At 37.3% G+C, this 17,603-nt stretch carries 15 protein-coding genes and 1 pseudogene; 9 read left to right on the top strand and 7 right to left on the bottom strand.

Features of this window, described 5'->3' with window-relative positions:
• The 5 genes and pseudogenes from BTHERMOSOX_RS12035 to BTHERMOSOX_RS01885 all read right to left on the bottom strand — a co-directional run.
• Positions 1–101: pseudogene (locus tag BTHERMOSOX_RS12035) on the bottom strand (DHCW motif cupin fold protein); the annotation flags it as partial.
• Positions 102–107: 6 nt separating this feature from the next.
• Positions 108–1,556 carry a TrkH family potassium uptake protein gene (locus BTHERMOSOX_RS01900; protein ID WP_138118868.1) on the bottom strand — a complete coding sequence of 483 codons (1,449 nt, stop codon included), beginning with the start codon at positions 1,554–1,556 and terminating at the stop codon, positions 108–110.
• A gap of 24 nt (positions 1,557–1,580) precedes the next feature.
• Positions 1,581–2,954 carry a Trk system potassium transporter TrkA gene (gene trkA, locus BTHERMOSOX_RS01895; RefSeq protein WP_138118867.1) on the bottom strand — a complete coding sequence of 458 codons (1,374 nt, stop codon included), beginning with the start codon at positions 2,952–2,954 and terminating at the stop codon, positions 1,581–1,583.
• A gap of 2 nt (positions 2,955–2,956) precedes the next feature.
• Positions 2,957–3,538, bottom strand: coding sequence for a response regulator (locus BTHERMOSOX_RS01890; RefSeq protein ID WP_138118865.1), 582 nt, complete (start codon positions 3,536–3,538; stop codon positions 2,957–2,959).
• Positions 3,539–3,553: 15 nt separating this feature from the next.
• Positions 3,554–5,713: a sensor histidine kinase gene (locus BTHERMOSOX_RS01885; RefSeq protein WP_138118863.1), complete on the bottom strand. Its 2,160-nt coding sequence runs from the start codon at positions 5,711–5,713 to the stop codon at positions 3,554–3,556.
• 86 nt (positions 5,714–5,799) lie between these two features.
• On the opposite strand from BTHERMOSOX_RS01885, the gene BTHERMOSOX_RS01880 reads away from it, so the two are divergent.
• The 8 genes from BTHERMOSOX_RS01880 to BTHERMOSOX_RS01845 all read left to right on the top strand — a co-directional run bounded on the left by BTHERMOSOX_RS01880 (position 5,800) and on the right by BTHERMOSOX_RS01845 (position 14,420).
• Positions 5,800–6,843 carry a ribonuclease D gene (locus tag BTHERMOSOX_RS01880; protein ID WP_138118861.1) on the top strand — a complete coding sequence of 348 codons (1,044 nt, stop codon included), beginning with the start codon at positions 5,800–5,802 and terminating at the stop codon, positions 6,841–6,843.
• On the top strand, positions 6,827–7,357 hold the full coding sequence (gene ppa, locus BTHERMOSOX_RS01875; RefSeq protein ID WP_138118859.1) for an inorganic diphosphatase: 531 nt from the start codon (positions 6,827–6,829) through the stop codon (positions 7,355–7,357). Before BTHERMOSOX_RS01880 ends, ppa begins: the two co-directional genes overlap by 17 nt.
• Before the next feature lie 3 nt (positions 7,358–7,360).
• Positions 7,361–7,936 carry a 16S rRNA (guanine(966)-N(2))-methyltransferase RsmD gene (rsmD, locus tag BTHERMOSOX_RS01870; RefSeq protein WP_138118857.1) on the top strand — a complete coding sequence of 192 codons (576 nt, stop codon included), beginning with the start codon at positions 7,361–7,363 and terminating at the stop codon, positions 7,934–7,936.
• A gap of 7 nt (positions 7,937–7,943) precedes the next feature.
• Positions 7,944–8,423, top strand: coding sequence for a pantetheine-phosphate adenylyltransferase (coaD, locus tag BTHERMOSOX_RS01865; protein WP_138118855.1), 480 nt, complete (start codon positions 7,944–7,946; stop codon positions 8,421–8,423).
• Positions 8,424–8,499: 76 nt separating this feature from the next.
• Positions 8,500–10,407, top strand: a complete 1,908-nt coding sequence (gene dnaK, locus BTHERMOSOX_RS01860) for a molecular chaperone DnaK (protein WP_138118853.1) — start codon at positions 8,500–8,502, stop codon at positions 10,405–10,407.
• Between the two features lie 346 nt (positions 10,408–10,753).
• Positions 10,754–11,842: a molecular chaperone DnaJ gene (dnaJ, locus tag BTHERMOSOX_RS01855; protein ID WP_138118851.1), complete on the top strand. Its 1,089-nt coding sequence runs from the start codon at positions 10,754–10,756 to the stop codon at positions 11,840–11,842.
• 16 nt (positions 11,843–11,858) lie between these two features.
• Positions 11,859–13,139 (top strand): phosphopyruvate hydratase, encoded by a 1,281-nt coding sequence (gene eno / locus BTHERMOSOX_RS01850; RefSeq protein WP_138118849.1) that lies wholly within the window; start codon positions 11,859–11,861, stop codon positions 13,137–13,139.
• A gap of 33 nt (positions 13,140–13,172) precedes the next feature.
• Positions 13,173–14,420, top strand: coding sequence for an HlyC/CorC family transporter (locus BTHERMOSOX_RS01845; protein WP_138118847.1), 1,248 nt, complete (start codon positions 13,173–13,175; stop codon positions 14,418–14,420).
• Here BTHERMOSOX_RS01845 and asd read toward each other — a convergent pair.
• Both asd and BTHERMOSOX_RS01835 read right to left on the bottom strand, forming a co-directional pair.
• Positions 14,412–15,224: an archaetidylserine decarboxylase gene (gene asd / locus BTHERMOSOX_RS01840; RefSeq protein ID WP_249360576.1), complete on the bottom strand. Its 813-nt coding sequence runs from the start codon at positions 15,222–15,224 to the stop codon at positions 14,412–14,414. The two genes, BTHERMOSOX_RS01845 and asd, sit on opposite strands and share 9 nt — an antisense overlap.
• An 8-nt stretch (positions 15,225–15,232) precedes the next feature.
• Positions 15,233–16,915 carry a proline--tRNA ligase gene (locus BTHERMOSOX_RS01835; protein ID WP_138118845.1) on the bottom strand — a complete coding sequence of 561 codons (1,683 nt, stop codon included), beginning with the start codon at positions 16,913–16,915 and terminating at the stop codon, positions 15,233–15,235.
• A 58-nt stretch (positions 16,916–16,973) separates the two neighbouring features.
• Between BTHERMOSOX_RS01835 and BTHERMOSOX_RS01830 the strand changes: the two genes are divergently transcribed.
• A complete protein-coding gene (locus BTHERMOSOX_RS01830) occupies positions 16,974–17,603 on the top strand; it encodes a site-2 protease family protein (RefSeq protein WP_138118843.1) in 630 nt (209 codons plus the stop codon).

The raw sequence follows: 17,603 nt of genomic DNA, 5'->3' as shown, positions 1-17,603 counted from the left end.
ATCGTCTGCCAATAAGCCATACCCGTTTCTCCAGCATGTTCAGTACGTGGAACACTACTCCAATCTATAGTTTGAAAAGGAATGCTTGTATTGTTTATCATATAATTTTAAAAACGCCAGAAAGCTTTATGAAGTAGCGCCATCAGTGTTAAGATTTCCAAACGCCCTAACAACATTGAAAAACTTAAAATCCATTTAGCACTCTCACTAATTGAGCCGTAATTTTGTGCCACATCACCCAAACCAGGGCCCAAATTATTGATACTGGCTGCGGTTGCAGAAAAGCTTGTTACTTGATCCATACCAGTGAACATTAATGCCACCATAATTAAAATAAAAGCAATCACATAAAGTGAGAAAAAACCCCAAACTGAAATCAGGGTGCTTTCGTCCACACTACGTCGATTAAGCTTAATATTGATTTGCGCATTCGGATGAATGAATTTCTTAATCTCTTTCATTGCTAACTTAAACATTAGTAACACTCTAACCACTTTAATACCGCCACCTGTTGAACCGGCACAAGCACCAATAAAACTGGCAAAAATAAGCATAACTGGTAATATCAACGGCCATAATGAGAAATTAGTTGAGGCAAATCCAGTGGTGGTTGCCATTGAAACACTCTGGAAAATACCATAGCGTAATGCTTCTTGTGCTGTTTGGTATTGACCACTATCCAGCAAGAACATGGCAACTAACACAATCAAAACGCTCAGCATTAACAAATAAGTTTGAAATTCAGAATCCTGGAAAAATGCTAGTACGTTTTTCTTGCGCCAAACAAAAAAGTGCAGTGAAAAGTTAATGCCGGCTAAGAACATGAATATCACAGCAACCGATTCAATTGCAATAGAATCAAAATAACCGATGGACAAATCATGTGTAGAAAATCCACCAATTGCAACCGTTGTATAACTGTGCCCAATCGCATCAAAAATATCCATGCCTGCCAAATAATAAGCCACTGCACAAATCACGGTGAAGCTTAGATAAATTTTCCATAAAGCTTTGGCTGTTTGAGTTAATTTTGGGGTGAGTCGATCTTTAGAAATACCGCTAGACTCAGCATGATAAAGCTCCATACCGCCCACGCCAAGCATTGGTAAAATAGCCACGGCCAGTACAATAATTCCCATGCCACCTAACCATTGTAGTTGTTGACGATAGTACAAAATTGCCATCGGCAGATCATCCAATCCTGACAATACCGTAGCACCTGTAGTAGTAAGACCTGACATTGATTCAAAAAATGCATCAGAGAAAGTCATTCTTAAAGATTCTGAAAGCAGAAAAGGCGTAGTTGCAAACAGCGATAAAACAAACCAAAAACTCACCACGACCAAAACGCCTTCGCGAATTCTAAAATCTTTAGTTGATTTTCTAAAGGGTAAATATAGCAATAAGCCACTTAAAAAAGTAAGTGCGAATGCTGCTATAAAGGATGGCGTCTCATTCTGCTGATAAATAACATCAACCACAATTGGTGGCAACTGAGTCAAACTAAACACCATTAACAATAAGCCGATGGTTTTAAATACAATACTAAACTGCATAATATTTCCTAATTAAATCTAGTTTTAATCAAAATAACCTTCGAATAACTCTTCAACTTCATGGATTTTATTAACATCAGTGAGTACTAACAATACATGATCACCCTCTTCAATCACTAATTTTCTAGAGCCCATGATTACTTTATTATTACGCACTATTGAACCAACTACTACACCATCTGGCAGGCTAATTTGCCCAATACTTCTTCCAACAACATCTGAATGATTTTTATCGCCATGAACAACCACCTCAATCGCTTCAGACTTGCCTTGGCGCAAAGAATGCACCATCATCGTGTCGCCCTTGCGGATGTGTGCCAAAATACCACTAGTGGTAATTTGGTCAGGGGAAATTACCATATCGACATCTTCACTTTGCTCTGCTAAATCTTCATAAACATTACGCTTAACCAGGGCAATAGTTTTATGTGCCCCTAAGCGCTTTGCCAAAATAGAGACGATTACGTTAATTTCATCAGAATCAGTTAGTGCTAAAAATAAATCAGTATTTTCGATACCCTCTTCTAATAGCAACTCCTCATCAGAAGCATTACCGCGTAATACTAATACATCATCAAGCTCATCTGCAAGCTCTTTAACTCGATCCTTGTTTTTTTCAATAATTCGTACACGATGATTTTTCTCTAAATGTTTAGCTAAATTAAGACCAATACGGCCACCACCTGCAATGATGATATTTTTATAAGCCCTATCAAGTCGTCTAAATTCTTTTAAAACCTTGGAAACACTCTCTCTCTTGGTCACAAAATAAACCCGATCACCGTCTTTAATCACGGTATCGCCATAAGCAGGAATAGCTTGACTATTACGATACAAACTAACAATACGCATATTAATATTTGGCAAATGCTTGTGCAACTCTTTAATAGAATGGCCCACAATTGGGGTGCCTGCATAAGCCCTAGTTTCAACTAATTGCACTAAACCATTTTCAAATTCAAATACCTGCTCAGCGCCTGGCTCTTCAACCACACGCTTAATATAATTTGTTACTAGGCCTTCAGGCGTAATAATAAAGTCGATAGGAATAGCATCATCAGAAAACAACTCCTTACGATGCAAGTATTCCGCGGTACGTACTCGAGCAATTTTTTTATCAACTTGATAAAGCGTATGAGCCATCTGACAAGCAAGCATATTACCTTCATCAGACCTGGTTACCGCGATTACCATGTCCATATTTTTAATATCTGCCTCTTCTAAAATGTTCGGATAAGAGCCATTGCCACAAACGGTTTTAATATCTAAATGGCGCTGAATATCGAGCAAATTAGTCTCGTCTGTATCAACAATGGTAATGTCATTATCTTTATCTTCGCTTAAATATTTAGCCAGTGTGGAGCCAACTTGACCTGCACCTAAAATTAAAATTTTCATCGTTAAGCCTTATTTTTGTCAATACCTAGATCTTTAAGTTTTCGATACAGCGTAGTACGCTCCAAACCTGCCTTAGCAGCCACAGCTGCAATATTATGATTATTCTCCTGCAAGTGATGATTAAAGTATTCTTTTTCAAATACATTTCTAGCCACTTTTAATGGCGTATCAAAATCAATCCCAGTGATAGCATTTTGGTCTTTTTTAACAGCTTGATCAGACAAAAACTTACGCACTAATGGTAAAATATCATGCAGTGGTTTTTTCAAAAAATCAACCGCACCAAGTTTGATTGCTTTAATCACATCCTTATGCTCAGCATGGCCAGACATCATCACAATGGGCGTTGTAAAACCCTCGTTAATCCACTCTTCTAATAATGACATACCGTCTTGACCCGGCATCCAAACATCCATCATCACTAAATCAAATGTCTGGATTTGAATTAAACTTTTGGCTTCTTGGGCGTTAGCTGCCAAACTCACCTGATAATTAACATCTTCCAAAGTGTCCATCATAGTTTCTGCATTGATACTTTCATCATCAATAATAAGAATTTTTCCGATTATATTTACACTGTTCATTTCCATTCCTCTTTTCTAAACTTGGTAATCAAATTCAATGGTGACTTTAGCACCATGTGGTTTTACATTAGATGCGAATATACGTGCATCATGTTGTTCAATAATATTTTGCACAATCGCCATACCCAGGCCACTACCTTTGACCTTGGTAGTAACATAAGGTTCAAATACTCGATCTAATACATCCTTATTAAAACCTTCTCCGTCATCAGTCACACTCAAACGCACCAAACCTTTATCAGCAAGATACTCCGTAACAATATTAACCGTAATATTGCTTCTTAAAGAAGATTCGGCTGAATTTTTAACTAAATTGATTAACACCCTTGAAAGACTAGTCGGATCAAGTAACAATGGTGGAATATCACTAGACAAATTAAAGCTGATATTTAAATCTTGTTGGGCATCATACAAAGAAATTGACTGATTAATAATGGTATTTAAATTACTTAATTTACGTTCAATTTGAGGCGTATTAGCGTAGTCTGCAAAAGCACTCACCATCATATCCATAGATTTAACTTGGTCAATAATAGTGTTAGTGGTTTTGTCAATCACCTCCAAATCTCGATCTTGCAAAGAGTCCATAAAACGATTACGCAAGCGTTGTGCCGACAGCAAAATTGGGGTTAATGGATTCTTAATTTCATGTGCCATGCGTATAGCAACCTCGCCCCAGGCGGCTTTTTTCTGCGCACGATTAAGCTTGGAAATATCCTTAATAATAATAACATAGCCCAGTGTTTTGTTATTATTTTCAAGCATGGCACCTTGGCACGATAACAATAAATGACGATCTGCCAAAGTTAGCTCTAACTCCTCATTCCACTCGCTATTTTCTGCTTTAAATTTATCTGTAGTTAATACAAATAAAGGGCTTAGCTCAACATGCTTCTTAGAGATTTCATCACAACTATGACCAACAAAAGATTGCTCATCATTGATATTAAACATTTCACCAATAATTGGATTGATCAAACGGATATTTCTATTCTGATCTAAAGCAATAACGCCATACGAATATTTCAAAATGGTTTCTAAATACAAATTGTGTGTATCCAGTCCTTCTTTAGAGGCTTTAATTTGGCTAGACATAATGTTAAATTGCTCAATCAACAAGCGCACATCATCACTATTCTTACTTTGCTCAATACGAACATCGTAGTTACCTTTAGCAATTTCTCGAGTAGCAATGGACAAATTGTTAAGTGGTTTCATGAGTTTTTCAATCATACGAAATACCAGCATCAAGGCACTAAGAACAGCCAGTAGCACCGTTGAAGAAAAATCAATCATGAAACGTTTTTGAGTAATCGAAGTATTTAAATCAAAATCAATATTTTTGGTTCTTTGGGTGAAATTTTCAACCTGAGATAAAAAGCCTAATAAACCTGGATCTGCCGCATAAACCGCATCGACAACAAAGAAGTTTTTATCTGCGGCACGACTTAAATAGCGCGTTGACATTTTTACTTGGATAACGTTTGTAGAGGCGTCCTCATTAATCGTACGAGGCTGAGAGCCTGGTAACGGCTGATCTTCAACTGCCATACAATTAGAAATATCAGCTGTCTTGGCAATAACCTCTTCCTTATCGTCAAACAAAGTAATTTGGCAAGCCCAGCCCTTATCAATCAATCCATCTAAAAATATTTGCATACTTGATTGGTAATTATCTGCATCTTTTTTAAAGTCACCAAAAGAGGTAATCAAGGTTAATAAACGCTTTGTTTGTTGTGTATAACGCTCATTTCTAACCTCTTGCACGCCTTCATAAAGACTGTCAACTTGTTGAATAAAGTTTTCGCTAAAAATATCAAAGGTTTTTTCAGAGTCTTCAACGTTATTTTGAATGGTTTGAAAAGAAAACATATAAAATGACAGTATTGGAATAATCACCAGCATTGGTACAATTTTAATAAACGACCAAGTGAATTTTGAGCCAATAATATCATCACCCATTTCTCGTTTTAAACGAGTAATATCAGCAATAATATAATAAATAGCGATAATACTTAAGTTAATATTATAGCCTACCAAATAGCCCCACCATTCGCCAATGAGTTCAGGATTAAGGCCTAAATAAAATGTACCTGAAATAGACAATAAAAAAATTGATGTCCAAAACCAAGCGGGCGGGGTTTTAATGAAGTTTGTATGCTGACGATATGTCATATGCTTATTATTCGTTATTGACTAATTTGGCTGAATTATCTCATAAATAACGCCGCCATATGGCTACTTGTTGCTAAAATACAACAATGATTCAAACCGACCAGCAACTAGGTGATTTTCTAAACTCTATTAAATCGCACACTCATTTAGCCATTGATACTGAATTCAAGCGTGTTGATACCTTTTATCCTATTTTATGCTTGGTACAAATTGCCACGAAAAGTGCAATCGATTGCATCGATATACTCGCTATTGAGAATTTAGAACCTTTATTCGAAAAACTATACAAAGCTGACACTGTGTGGATTGTGCATTCTGCTCGTCAAGATATTGAGGCCTTATATTATTTATCTGATCGCTTGCCACATCAATTATTCGATACTCAAATTGCTGCGCACTTTCTCAATCATCCTGCACAAATATCTTATCAAAAAATTACTGGAATCTTACAAGGAGTGGCTTTAGATAAGGCCTACACAAGACTCGATTGGACCATGCGCCCTTTGCCAGAAGAAGCCATTGAATATGCATTGGACGATGTGCGTTATTTACTTAAGAATTACACGCAACTACTTGAACAATTAATTATCGAGAATAAGCTAGACTGGCTAATGGCCGATGGCCATGATTTATCTGATATCAGCCTATACTTGCCAAATTTTGATCAAGCCTGGCAAAAAATAAAAGGCTTATCAAAACTACCCAAAAGCACTCATCAAAAAGCAGCGCAATTGGCTGCTTGGAGAGAGTCTCAGGCTGTCGCTAAAAATAAACCAAGAAAATGGATTATGGCAGATGAAAAATTGATTGACTATTGCCTTAACAAAACAAAATTATCCGACCAAGCCAAAGCTATTTTTAATGAGTTTTTATCTCAGCATTCACAACTGGTCGATACACGTATTGAGGTCACTAGCCATCAACCGCCAAGCAAAAGTGAAAAACAACAAAAAAACCAATTACAAAAACTCATCCAAAATATTGCAGTTCAGTATAATCTAGACGAAACATTGATCGCTAATGGCAAAACATTAATGAAATATATTCGTGGCGACCAAAGCGTTAAATTTCTTAGCGGTTGGCGCCATGACATTTTAAAAGAGGAGTTGAAAAATGCAAAACAGTCTTAAACCCGTATCAGCAGGAAATCTACCTGAAGAGGTAAATGTAATTATTGAAATTCCGGCAAATTCATCACCGGTTAAATATGAAATTGACAAGGAAACAGGTGCCATGTTTGTTGATCGTTTTATTTCTACACCGATGTTCTACCCATGTAACTACGGTTTCGTACCTGAGACATTGGCAGATGATGGTGATCCTGCTGACGTATTGGTAATTACACCTTACCCATTAATTCATGATTCAGTCATTACCGTACGTCCAATTGGTGTATTACTAATGACAGATGAAGCTGGTAGAGATTCAAAAATCTTGGCAGTGCCAACAGATAAATTATGCAAATCGTATCATGATATTAAATGTATTGATGATGTTGGCGCAACACTCAAAGACCAAATCGAGCATTTTTTCCGTTACTATAAAGATTTAGACGATGGCAAATGGGTTAAGATTGACGGCTGGGGTGATGCCAAACAAGCCAAAAAAGAACTGCAAGAATCTTACGACGCATATCGCAAGTAGTCTTTGAATACGGTCACCAATAATTTTCAAATAATTGGTGGCACACATCGAGGCAGAAAATTTAATTTTCTAGATGCACCAGGGCTAAGACCCACTCCAAACAAAGTTCGAGAAACCTTGTTCAACTGGATTCAGTTCAAATCTAGTAACAAAAAATTTTTAGATTTATTTTCAGGTAGTGGTGCACTAAGCTTTGAAGCACTCTCTAGAGGTGCAGGCCATGTGCTTGGCATTGAAAAAGATTTACAAGCATTTCAAAGTCTAATAAAAAATCGAAAATTATTGAAATCTGACAAAATCCAGTTCATTCATACCGATGCGCTGGATTTTTTACGCCATAAATCCACTAAAAAGTTCGATTTCATCCTCTTAGACCCACCTTTTCATCAAAAACTGCTTGAAAAATCCTTAAGACAGCTATCTTTGGGTGATTTTTTAACTTCAGGCTGTTGTATTTATCTAGAGTCTGAATTTGAAATAACCGAATTATTCTTATCTGAGAAAATTTCACAAAAATTCAAAATCAACAAACAAAAACACTCAGGACAGGTGCATTATTGCTTAATTGAGGTATTATGAGCTTATTATGACAAAAAGAATTGCAATTTATCCTGGCTCGTTTGATCCAATTACCAATGGCCATATTGATTTAATCAAGCGTGCTAGCAAGCTGTTTGATGAGGTTATTATCGGTATTACTCAAAATAGTAAAAAATTTGCTTTTTTAAGTATTGAAGATCGTATTAGTATTGCTGGAAAAACACTCAGTAATGTTAGAAATATTAAAGTTATGAGCTTTAACACACTGCTGGTTGATTTTGCCAAAGCACAAAATGCTCAAGTGATTTTGCGTGGCCTGCGAGCAGTGAGCGATTTTGAATATGAATTTCAACTTTCTGGCATGAACAAGCACCTTAATCCTGAAATTGAAACTTTATTTATGACACCAGCGGAGCAATACGCCAACATCTCATCCTCTTTGGTTCGAGAGATTCTTAGCCTAGGCGGTGATATTAGTCACTTTGTACCTAAATCTGTAGAAACACTGCTTAAACAACGCCTGTAAATTTTTTCCTAATTGCCGCTTGAAATAAAAACTCTTATCCCTATATAGGGTGTATATCAAATACAAGGGGTAAAAAATGTCAAAAATTATCGGAATTGACTTAGGGACAACAAACTCATGTGTCGCTATCATGGAAGGCGGCAAAGTTAAAATTATTGAAAATTCAGAGGGTGATCGCACTACCCCATCAATCATTGCTTTTCCAAAAGATTCAGAAGAAGTTTTAGTAGGTCAATCAGCCAAGCGTCAAGCAGTTACAAATGCTGAAAACACATTGTATGCAATCAAGCGTTTAATTGGTCGTCGTTTTGACGAAGATGCCGTACAAAAAGACATTGACTTGGTGCCGTACAAAATTGTCAAAGCTGACAATGGCGATGCTTGGGTTGAGGTAAATGGTACAAAAATGGCAGCACCTGAGATTTCAGCAAAAGTTATCGGCAAGATGAAGAAAACTGCTGAAGACTACCTGGGTGAAACAGTAACAGAAGCAGTTATTACTGTTCCAGCTTACTTTAACGATTCACAGCGTCAAGCAACAAAAGATGCAGGAAAGATTGCTGGATTAACCGTTAAACGTATTATTAACGAGCCAACAGCGGCAGCACTAGCTTATGGTGTTGATAAATTAGTCGGTGATAAAACCGTTGCGGTATATGACTTAGGTGGTGGTACATTTGATGTATCAATCATTGAAATGGAAGATATTGATGGTGAAAAGCACTTTGAAGTATTGTCAACTAATGGTGATACATTCCTAGGTGGTGAAGACTTTGATCAGCGCATTATTAACTATTTAGTTGATGAGTTTGAGAAAGAACAAGGTGTTAATCTTAAGAATGACCCAATGGCACTTCAACGCTTAAAAGAAGCGGCAGAAAAAGCTAAAATTGAGTTGTCATCTTCAGAGCAAACAGAAGTAAATCTTCCGTATGTAACTGCTGATGCTTCAGGTCCAAAACACATGAACATCAAAATTACTCGCTCTAAATTAGAGTCATTAGTAGAAGATCTTATTAAGCGTACGATTGACCCATGTCAGGTGGCACTTGATGATGCTGACCTTTCAGCTAGCGATATTGATGAAGTAATCATTGTTGGTGGCTCAACACGTATGCCTAAGGTACAAGAAAAGGTTAAAGAATTCTTCGGCAAAGAGCCTAAGAAAGACGTCAACCCAGACGAAGCAGTCGCTATGGGTGCAGCGATTCAAGCAGGTGTATTAGGTGGCGAAGTCAAAGATGTATTGTTACTAGACGTTACCCCATTGTCTCTAGGTATTGAAACCATGGGTGGTGTTATGACCAAGCTAATCGAAAAAAATACAACTATTCCTACCAATGCGTCGCAAATTTTCTCAACAGCGGCAGACAATCAGTCAGCGGTAACTGTACATGTATTACAAGGTGAGCGTGAAATTGCAAGTGGCAATAAGTCACTTGGTCAATTCAATTTAGAAGGTATTGATAACGCACCTAAGGGTCAGCCTCAAATCGAAGTAACACTTGATATTGACTCTGATGGTATTTTGAATGTTTCTGCCAAAGACAAAAACACAGGCAAAGAACAATCAATTACCATTAAAGCATCAAGTGGCTTAAGTGATGAAGAAGTTGAAAAGATGATTAAAGATGCTGAAGTGCATGCAGATGAAGATAAAAAATTCCAAGAATTGGTTACCTCTAGAAACATGGCTGATTCTTTAATTCACTCAACTAAGCAAGCATTAGAAGATCTTAAAAAAGAAGTTTCTGAAGATGAAAAAACTTCTATCGAAGCTGCAATTGTAGAGTTAGAAGAAGCAATGAAGACAGATGATAAAGATGAGATTGATGCTAAATCACAAGCATTAACTGAAAAGGCCCAACCGTTAGCTGAAAAAGCACAAGCCAAAGCTGGCTCAGCAGAGGGTGCATCTGAGGCAACTGACGCAGGTGATGATGTTGTTGATGCTGATTTCGAAGAAGTCAAAGACGACAAGTAATCTTAAGGGCGCCTCTATAAATTCTGGTAATTTTTGACAACAACAAACCCTCTTAGGTAAAATAAAATCATGCAGACATAGTTATTCATATGTCAAATTATTTTATTTTACCTAAGAGGGTTTGTTTAAGTCCCAAAGGGCAAGGGTTCTAGGCTCATTAACAGTGTTAAATTTTTCAGCAATATGATTAACTATTACTTAAAAAATTGTGCCTTGTTAATAAGCCTAGAAGGCTTGCAAAATTTCATCAGGATTTATAGAAGTGCCCTTTAATATTTAAACCAATAACCTTCTTCAGATTGTTAATATTTGAAGGGGGTTTTTTAACTTTATAAAAAAGGTAGTTATGTCACAAAGAGATTATTACGAAGTTTTAGGTGTTAATAACAACTCAGACAAAAAGCAAATAAAAAAAGCTTATAAACGTCTGGCAATGAAACATCACCCTGATCGTAACGTAGACAATAAAGAAGAAGCAGAAGAAAAATTTAAGGAAATTCAAAAAGCCTATGCAATTTTATCTGATGAACAAAAACGTCAAGCCTATGATCAATTTGGTCATGCTGGCGTAAATGGCAACGCTGGTGCTGGTGGTTTTGGTGGTGGTGGTTTTGGTGATATCTTTGGTGATATCTTTGGAGGCGGACAGCAGCAAGCAGACACGCGTGGATCTGACTTACGATACGACTTAGAAATAGGCTTAAAAGAAGCGGCAGAAGGTACAACCGTTAAAATTCGTATTCCAAAAAATGAAAAATGTGAGCCATGTTCAGGTACTGGTGCAAAACCAGGAACAAGTGTTAACACATGCCCTACTTGTGGTGGCGCTGGTCAGGTGCAAATGCAACAAGGATTTTTTGCTGTTCAGCGCCCCTGCCCAACCTGTTCGGGTGCCGGACAAAAAATTGAATCTCCTTGTGGGTCTTGTCGTGGACAAGGTGTTGTGCGTAAGCAAAAAACTTTATCTGTCAAAATTCCTGCAGGTGTTGATACCGGTAATCGCATCCGTCTAACTGGTGAAGGTGAAGCTGGTATTCGTGGCGCTCAAAATGGTGACTTATATGTAGAAGTTCATGTCAAAATGCACGAAATTTTTCAGCGCGATGGCAATGATTTATATTGCGAAGTTCCAATTGATTTTGCCACTGCAGCACTAGGTGGTGCAATTGAAGTACCAACACTCAATTCCAAGCTCAAACTTAAAATCCCATCTGGCACTCAAACTGGAAAGCAGTTTAGACTTAGAGGAAAAGGTGTTACCGGCATTCGACATAGTAGCGCTGGTGACTTAATTTGTCAGGTCAAGTTAGAAACACCTGTGAATTTAAGTAAAAAACAAAAAGATTTATTGGAAGAGTTTTCAGGCTCATGCAGTAAAAAACATCACCCTGAATCAGACTCATTTTTTGGTAAAATGAAGTCATTCTTTGAATAAAAACAACAGGAAAATCGTGAAAATTAAACAAATTAAAGCAAGAGAAATTCTTGATTCAAGAGGTAATCCAACCATTGAAGCTGACGTTATTTTAGATGATGGCACAATGGGCAGTGCTATGGTACCAAGTGGCGCTTCAACTGGCCAACGTGAAGCTTTAGAGCTTCGTGATGGTGATCAATCTCGCTACCTTGGTAAAGGTGTTTTAAAAGCGGTAGAATTTGTTAATACAGAAATCAACGAAACCTTAATTGGTTTTGGCATTGAAGATTTAAGTGTTATTGATCAAGCAATGATCGATCTTGATGGCACAGAAACTAAATCGCGCCTTGGTGCTAATGCAATTTTGGCGGTGTCTTTAGCCAGTGCACATGCCAATGCGAACAGACAAAATAAGCCACTATATGACTCACTTGATCAAGGTGATGACTACAAACTACCTGTGCCAATGATGAACATCATCAATGGTGGTGAGCATGCCAATAATAGTGTTGATATTCAAGAGTTTATGATTATTCCTGCTGGTGCACCAAACTTCAAAGAGGCGCTTCGCTATGGCGCAGAAGTTTTCCATCACTTAAAATCAGTATTAGAAGCACAGGGTATGAACACTTCTGTTGGCGATGAAGGTGGTTTTGCACCTGATTTAGCTTCTAACGAAGACGCCATTAAGGTGATTTTAGAAGCAATTAAAAATGCAGGCTATGAAGCAGGCAAAGATATCTTTATTGGTATTGACGCAGCCAGCTCTGAATTTTACAAAGATGGTAAGTACAACCTTGTTTCTGAAAATAGATCCCTCACTTCAGAGGAGTTTGTTGATTACTTAGCAAATTGGGTTGATAGTTATCCAATTATCTCTATTGAAGATGGTATGGATGAAAATGACTGGGACGGCTGGGACTTGCTAACGAAAAAAGTTGGCGATAAAGTGCAGCTTGTTGGTGATGATTTATTCGTTACTAATAGTAAAATTCTTAAACAAGGCATTGACAACAATATTGCCAACTCAATCTTAATCAAAGTTAACCAAATTGGCACCTTAACTGAAACTTTTGCTGCGATGAAAATGGCTTCTGAAGCTGGATATACTGCGGTTATGTCGCATCGATCAGGTGAAACTGAAGACACTACTATTGCAGATTTGGCTGTAGCAACTGGCTGTGGACAAATAAAAACTGGCTCTTTGTCTCGCTCTGATCGCTTGGCTAAATATAATCGCTTATTACGCATCGAAGAAGAATTAGGCACTAAAGCAATTTACCCCGGACTTGATGCTTTCAATCATTTAAATTAAACTAAGACTTAACTTACTTAACTCTACAACTGATTGGAATCACTTTCAACCTTTTGGCTTAGTATTACGCTACTTAGTTTAATACTAGCTTCAGCTTTTTTTTCCAGCACTGAAACTTCAATGATGGCGATTAATCGTTATCGTCTAAAGACTCTGAGTAAAACCAATAAAAATGCTAGGCGTACTGAGCAACTATTAAAAGATACTGACCATCTGATTGGTACTATTTTACTAGGCAACAACTTTGTCAATATTTTTGCCTCAAGCATTGCCACCATCTTGGCAATTAAACTCTGGGGAGAGGATTCAATTGTATTGGCCTCTTTAGCACTTACTTTTGTTATTTTAGTTTTTGCTGAAACCACACCAAAAACATTTGCTGCCAAAAATCCAGAAAAAATCGCCCTACCTGCTTCAATTATTATTAGCGCACTGATTAAAATTTTTAAGCCTTTTGTTTGGTTTATCGCACAAATATCCAAACTAATTCTTAAATTATTTGGTATTAACAACCAATATCAACAAGAAGATATTAGCTCGGAAGAATTACGCATGGTGGTCAGTGATGCCAAGCCAATTATTGCTTCTAATTATCAGAAAATGCTACTTAATATTATTGATCTTGAGAAAGTTAAAGTTGAAGATATTATGATTCCAAGACATGAATTAATCAGTGTTGATATTAACCAGCCAGATGAAATTCTCAAACAATTTGAACGCATTCAGCACACTCGGTTACTCACTTATGATGGCTCCACCGATAATATTACTGGCGTTTTACACATGCGTGATATTGTCAACTTGTATGCCAAAGGTGATTTCAACATGGATAACGTACTGGCTTTAGTACGCGACCCTTATTTTGTACCTGAAGGCACTTCTCTTGCACATCAACTGGAGCATTTCCAAACTGAAAAAAGACGCTTAGGGCTTGTTGTTGATGAATATGGCGAAGTACGTGGATTAATTGTGCTTGAAGACATTCTAGAAGAAATTGTTGGTCAGTTTACTTCTAATCAAAGTGAAATTATTGATGAAATTAGCCTGCAAGAAGATGGTAGCTATTTAGTTGATCCTAGAATCAACATACGCGAACTCAATACAACTCTTAATATCGAGTTATCAGTTGCTAAGGCAAAAACACTGAATGGTCTTATTTTAGAGGAATTACAAACTATTCCAAAGCGCGATATCAGCCTTAAAATTGATAAAATTCTAGTTGAAATTTTACAAATTTCAGATCAAACTATTAAGCTGGTTAAGTTAACAAAACTAGATTAACGCCTCACCCATACGTACTGTTTGACCAGCATTTAACTTCAAACAATACTTCTGATCTGGCATCAACATAACAATGGTTGAGCCCATATTGAATCGACCCAACTCTTCGCCCTTCTTAAGCTCAATGTTTTGATCTGTATAGTCAAAATGCTGTATTTTTTTCTTATAAGGCGGGTTAATCTGACCTGCCCAAACTGTTTGCATAGAGCCAACAAAGATAGCGCCAACTAAAACAAATGCACATAAGCCAAACTCTGTTTGAAAATAACAAACCACACGCTCATTTCTAGCAAATAAATCATCTACACCTTCAGCAGTTGTCTTATTGACAGAAAACAAATCGCCTAGAATATAATCCATAGAGACCAGCTTACCATCATACGGCATATGAATTCGATGATAATCTTTTGGGGAAAGATAGATGGTGGCAAAGTAGCCTGAGTCAAATTGATCGGCACGATAATCACCAGCCAACAACGCAGAAACTGTATAGTAATGATTTTTAGCTTGAAAAATAGTAGCATGGCTTATTTTGCCTGCTTGAGAGACTACACCATCAACTGGACAAATAATATTACTTGCACCTATTTCACGCACCCCTGGTTTTAAAGCGCGCGTGAAAAAATCGTTAAAATGTTGATAATCTTCCACATTTTCACGCATTGCTTCAGATAAGTTAACCCCATAAGATTTAACAAACCAATGAGTAAATTTATTTTTTAACCAAACATTCTCAAGTCGAGCAAAGCGAAACATAAGCTTTGACAATGCATGCTGAGGGATAATATACTGCCACCAAGTCATATTTTAAACTAGCCTATTTTTGATTGAATGAATGTCAGAGCTTCGCTATAACTCACCTCGAACTTTTCTGGGTTGTTTCTAGCTTTGTACTCAACATTACCATTATCCGCATGAGTATCGCTCAATACCATTCTATGTGGAATACCTAATAATTCAGAATCAGCAAACATAATACCGGCACGTTCTTTACGATCATCTAATAAAACTTCAATACCAGCCTCTAAACACAACTGATATAAATCATCAGCCAGTGCTTTAACTCGGGTAGATTTGTTGTAGTTAATTGACACAATAACTAATTGGAACGGTGCAATAGATTCAGGAAAAATAATACCACGATCGTCGTAATTTTGCTCAATCGTTGCGGCAATAACGCGTGTTACGCCGATGCCGTAACAACCCATGGTCGTTGTTACGGCTTTACCTGATTCACCAATAACATTGGCATTCATAGCTTTTGAATACTTTGTACCTAATTGGAAAATATGCCCAACTTCAATACCACGCTTGATTACAAGCTTACCTTTACCATCAGGTGAATCATCGCCTTCAACAGCATTACGTAAGTCTGCCTGAGTAAACTCGGTATCTTGCCAATTGACACCAGTTAGATGATGATCCCATTCGTTTGCACCACAAACAAAATCACACAAAATACTAGCTGAATAATCAACCACCAATTCAATGCCAAGCTGCTTAATACCAATAAAACCTTTTTTCAATCCTAACGATTTAATGTCTTCATCGGAAGCCAACTCAAATTCACCAAATAAATTATGCGCTTTAATTTCGTTTAATTCATGATCACCCCGAAGTGCCAAAGCTTTAAAACCAGCTGAAGTTACAATAATCAAAGTTTTGATACAACTTGAAGGATCAACTGATAAAAATTCTGAAACTTCACTAATACTGGTTTTTTTCTTAGTTAAAACAGACTCTTGCTGTGCTGATGGTGTTGCACTTGACTCTTGTTTAGGAAAAGCCACTTTTTCAATGTTGGCAGCATAGCTAGACTGATCAGAAAAGCAAATAGTGTCTTCACCACTATCGGCTAACACATGAAACTCATGAGAAGCATCGCCACCAATAGAGCCTGAATCGGCCAATACAGGGCGATAATCAAGGCCTAGACGGTCAAAAATATTGCAATACGTTTGATGCATTATGTCGTATGTTTGTTGCAACGACTCTTGATCTAAATGAAAAGAATAAGCATCTTTCATGATAAATTCACGCGAACGCATCACCCCAAATCTAGGGCGTATCTCATCTCTAAATTTAGTCTGAACTTGATAAAAACTCATTGGTAGCTGCTTATAACTACGGATGTATTGAGTTGCAATCGTGGTAATCACTTCTTCATGAGTTGGTCCCATGCAGAAATCACGACCATGGCGATCTTTAAATCTTAATAATTCAGGGCCGTATTGCTCCCAACGACCAGACTCTTGCCAAAGCTCTGCAGGTTGTGTTACTGGCATTAGCACCTCTTGAGATCCAGATTTATCCATTTCTTCACGAATAATAGCCTCAACCTTTTTAAGAATTCTAACGCCCATTGGCAAATAAGAATACAAACCCGAAGCTAGCTTAGAGATTAATCCCGCTCGAATCATTAGTTGATGTGAAATAACTTGCGCATCGTTCGGTGCTTCTTTTTGGGTCGCAATTAACAGCTGTGTAGTTTTCATATAAAATGAAGGTGTGAGTTTTAAATAATTATGCTAATTTTACCCGAGCGACCTTATTATGATTGATATTCAGACACTATTAATTTACGCCATCCCAGTCTTGTTCGCAATCACTGTACACGAGACTGCTCATGGCTGGGTAGCCTCTCTACTAGGCGATCATAGCGCGCGCATGATGGGTAGAATCACGCTAAATCCAATTAAACACATAGATCCTGTAGGCACAATTCTGGTGCCTGCTTTTTTATATTTTACTTCTGGATTTATCTTTGGATGGGCTAAACCTGTCCCGGTTAACTTTAGTGCCTTAAGATCACCCCGACAAGATATGCTGTGGGTGGCTATTGCAGGACCTATTAGTAATTTTTTAATGGCCGCCTTATGGCTGGGTGTTATTTTTATTGCTATCAATACCGGCTCGCAATTTTTTGTGGATATGGCACAAGTCGGTATCCAAATTAATTTACTACTGGCAGTATTGAATTTACTGCCACTACCACCACTTGATGGAGGTCGAGTATTAAGCTCATTATTACCGCCTAGGCTATCTTATCAATACGATCAACTAGAACCATATGGCTTGTATATATTATTAGGTTTATTATTTTTAGGAATTTTTCAAACGGTTATTTTGCCCATTGTAAAACTTATTCAACAATGGGCATTTGGCTTGGTTGGTTTAATTTAA

The organism is Bathymodiolus heckerae thiotrophic gill symbiont, assembly GCF_900128515.1.
Classification (GTDB): domain Bacteria; phylum Pseudomonadota; class Gammaproteobacteria; order PS1; family Pseudothioglobaceae; genus Thioglobus_A.
The sequence above is the reverse complement of the archived record's forward strand: the minus strand, read 5'-3'. Positions and strand labels throughout refer to the sequence as shown.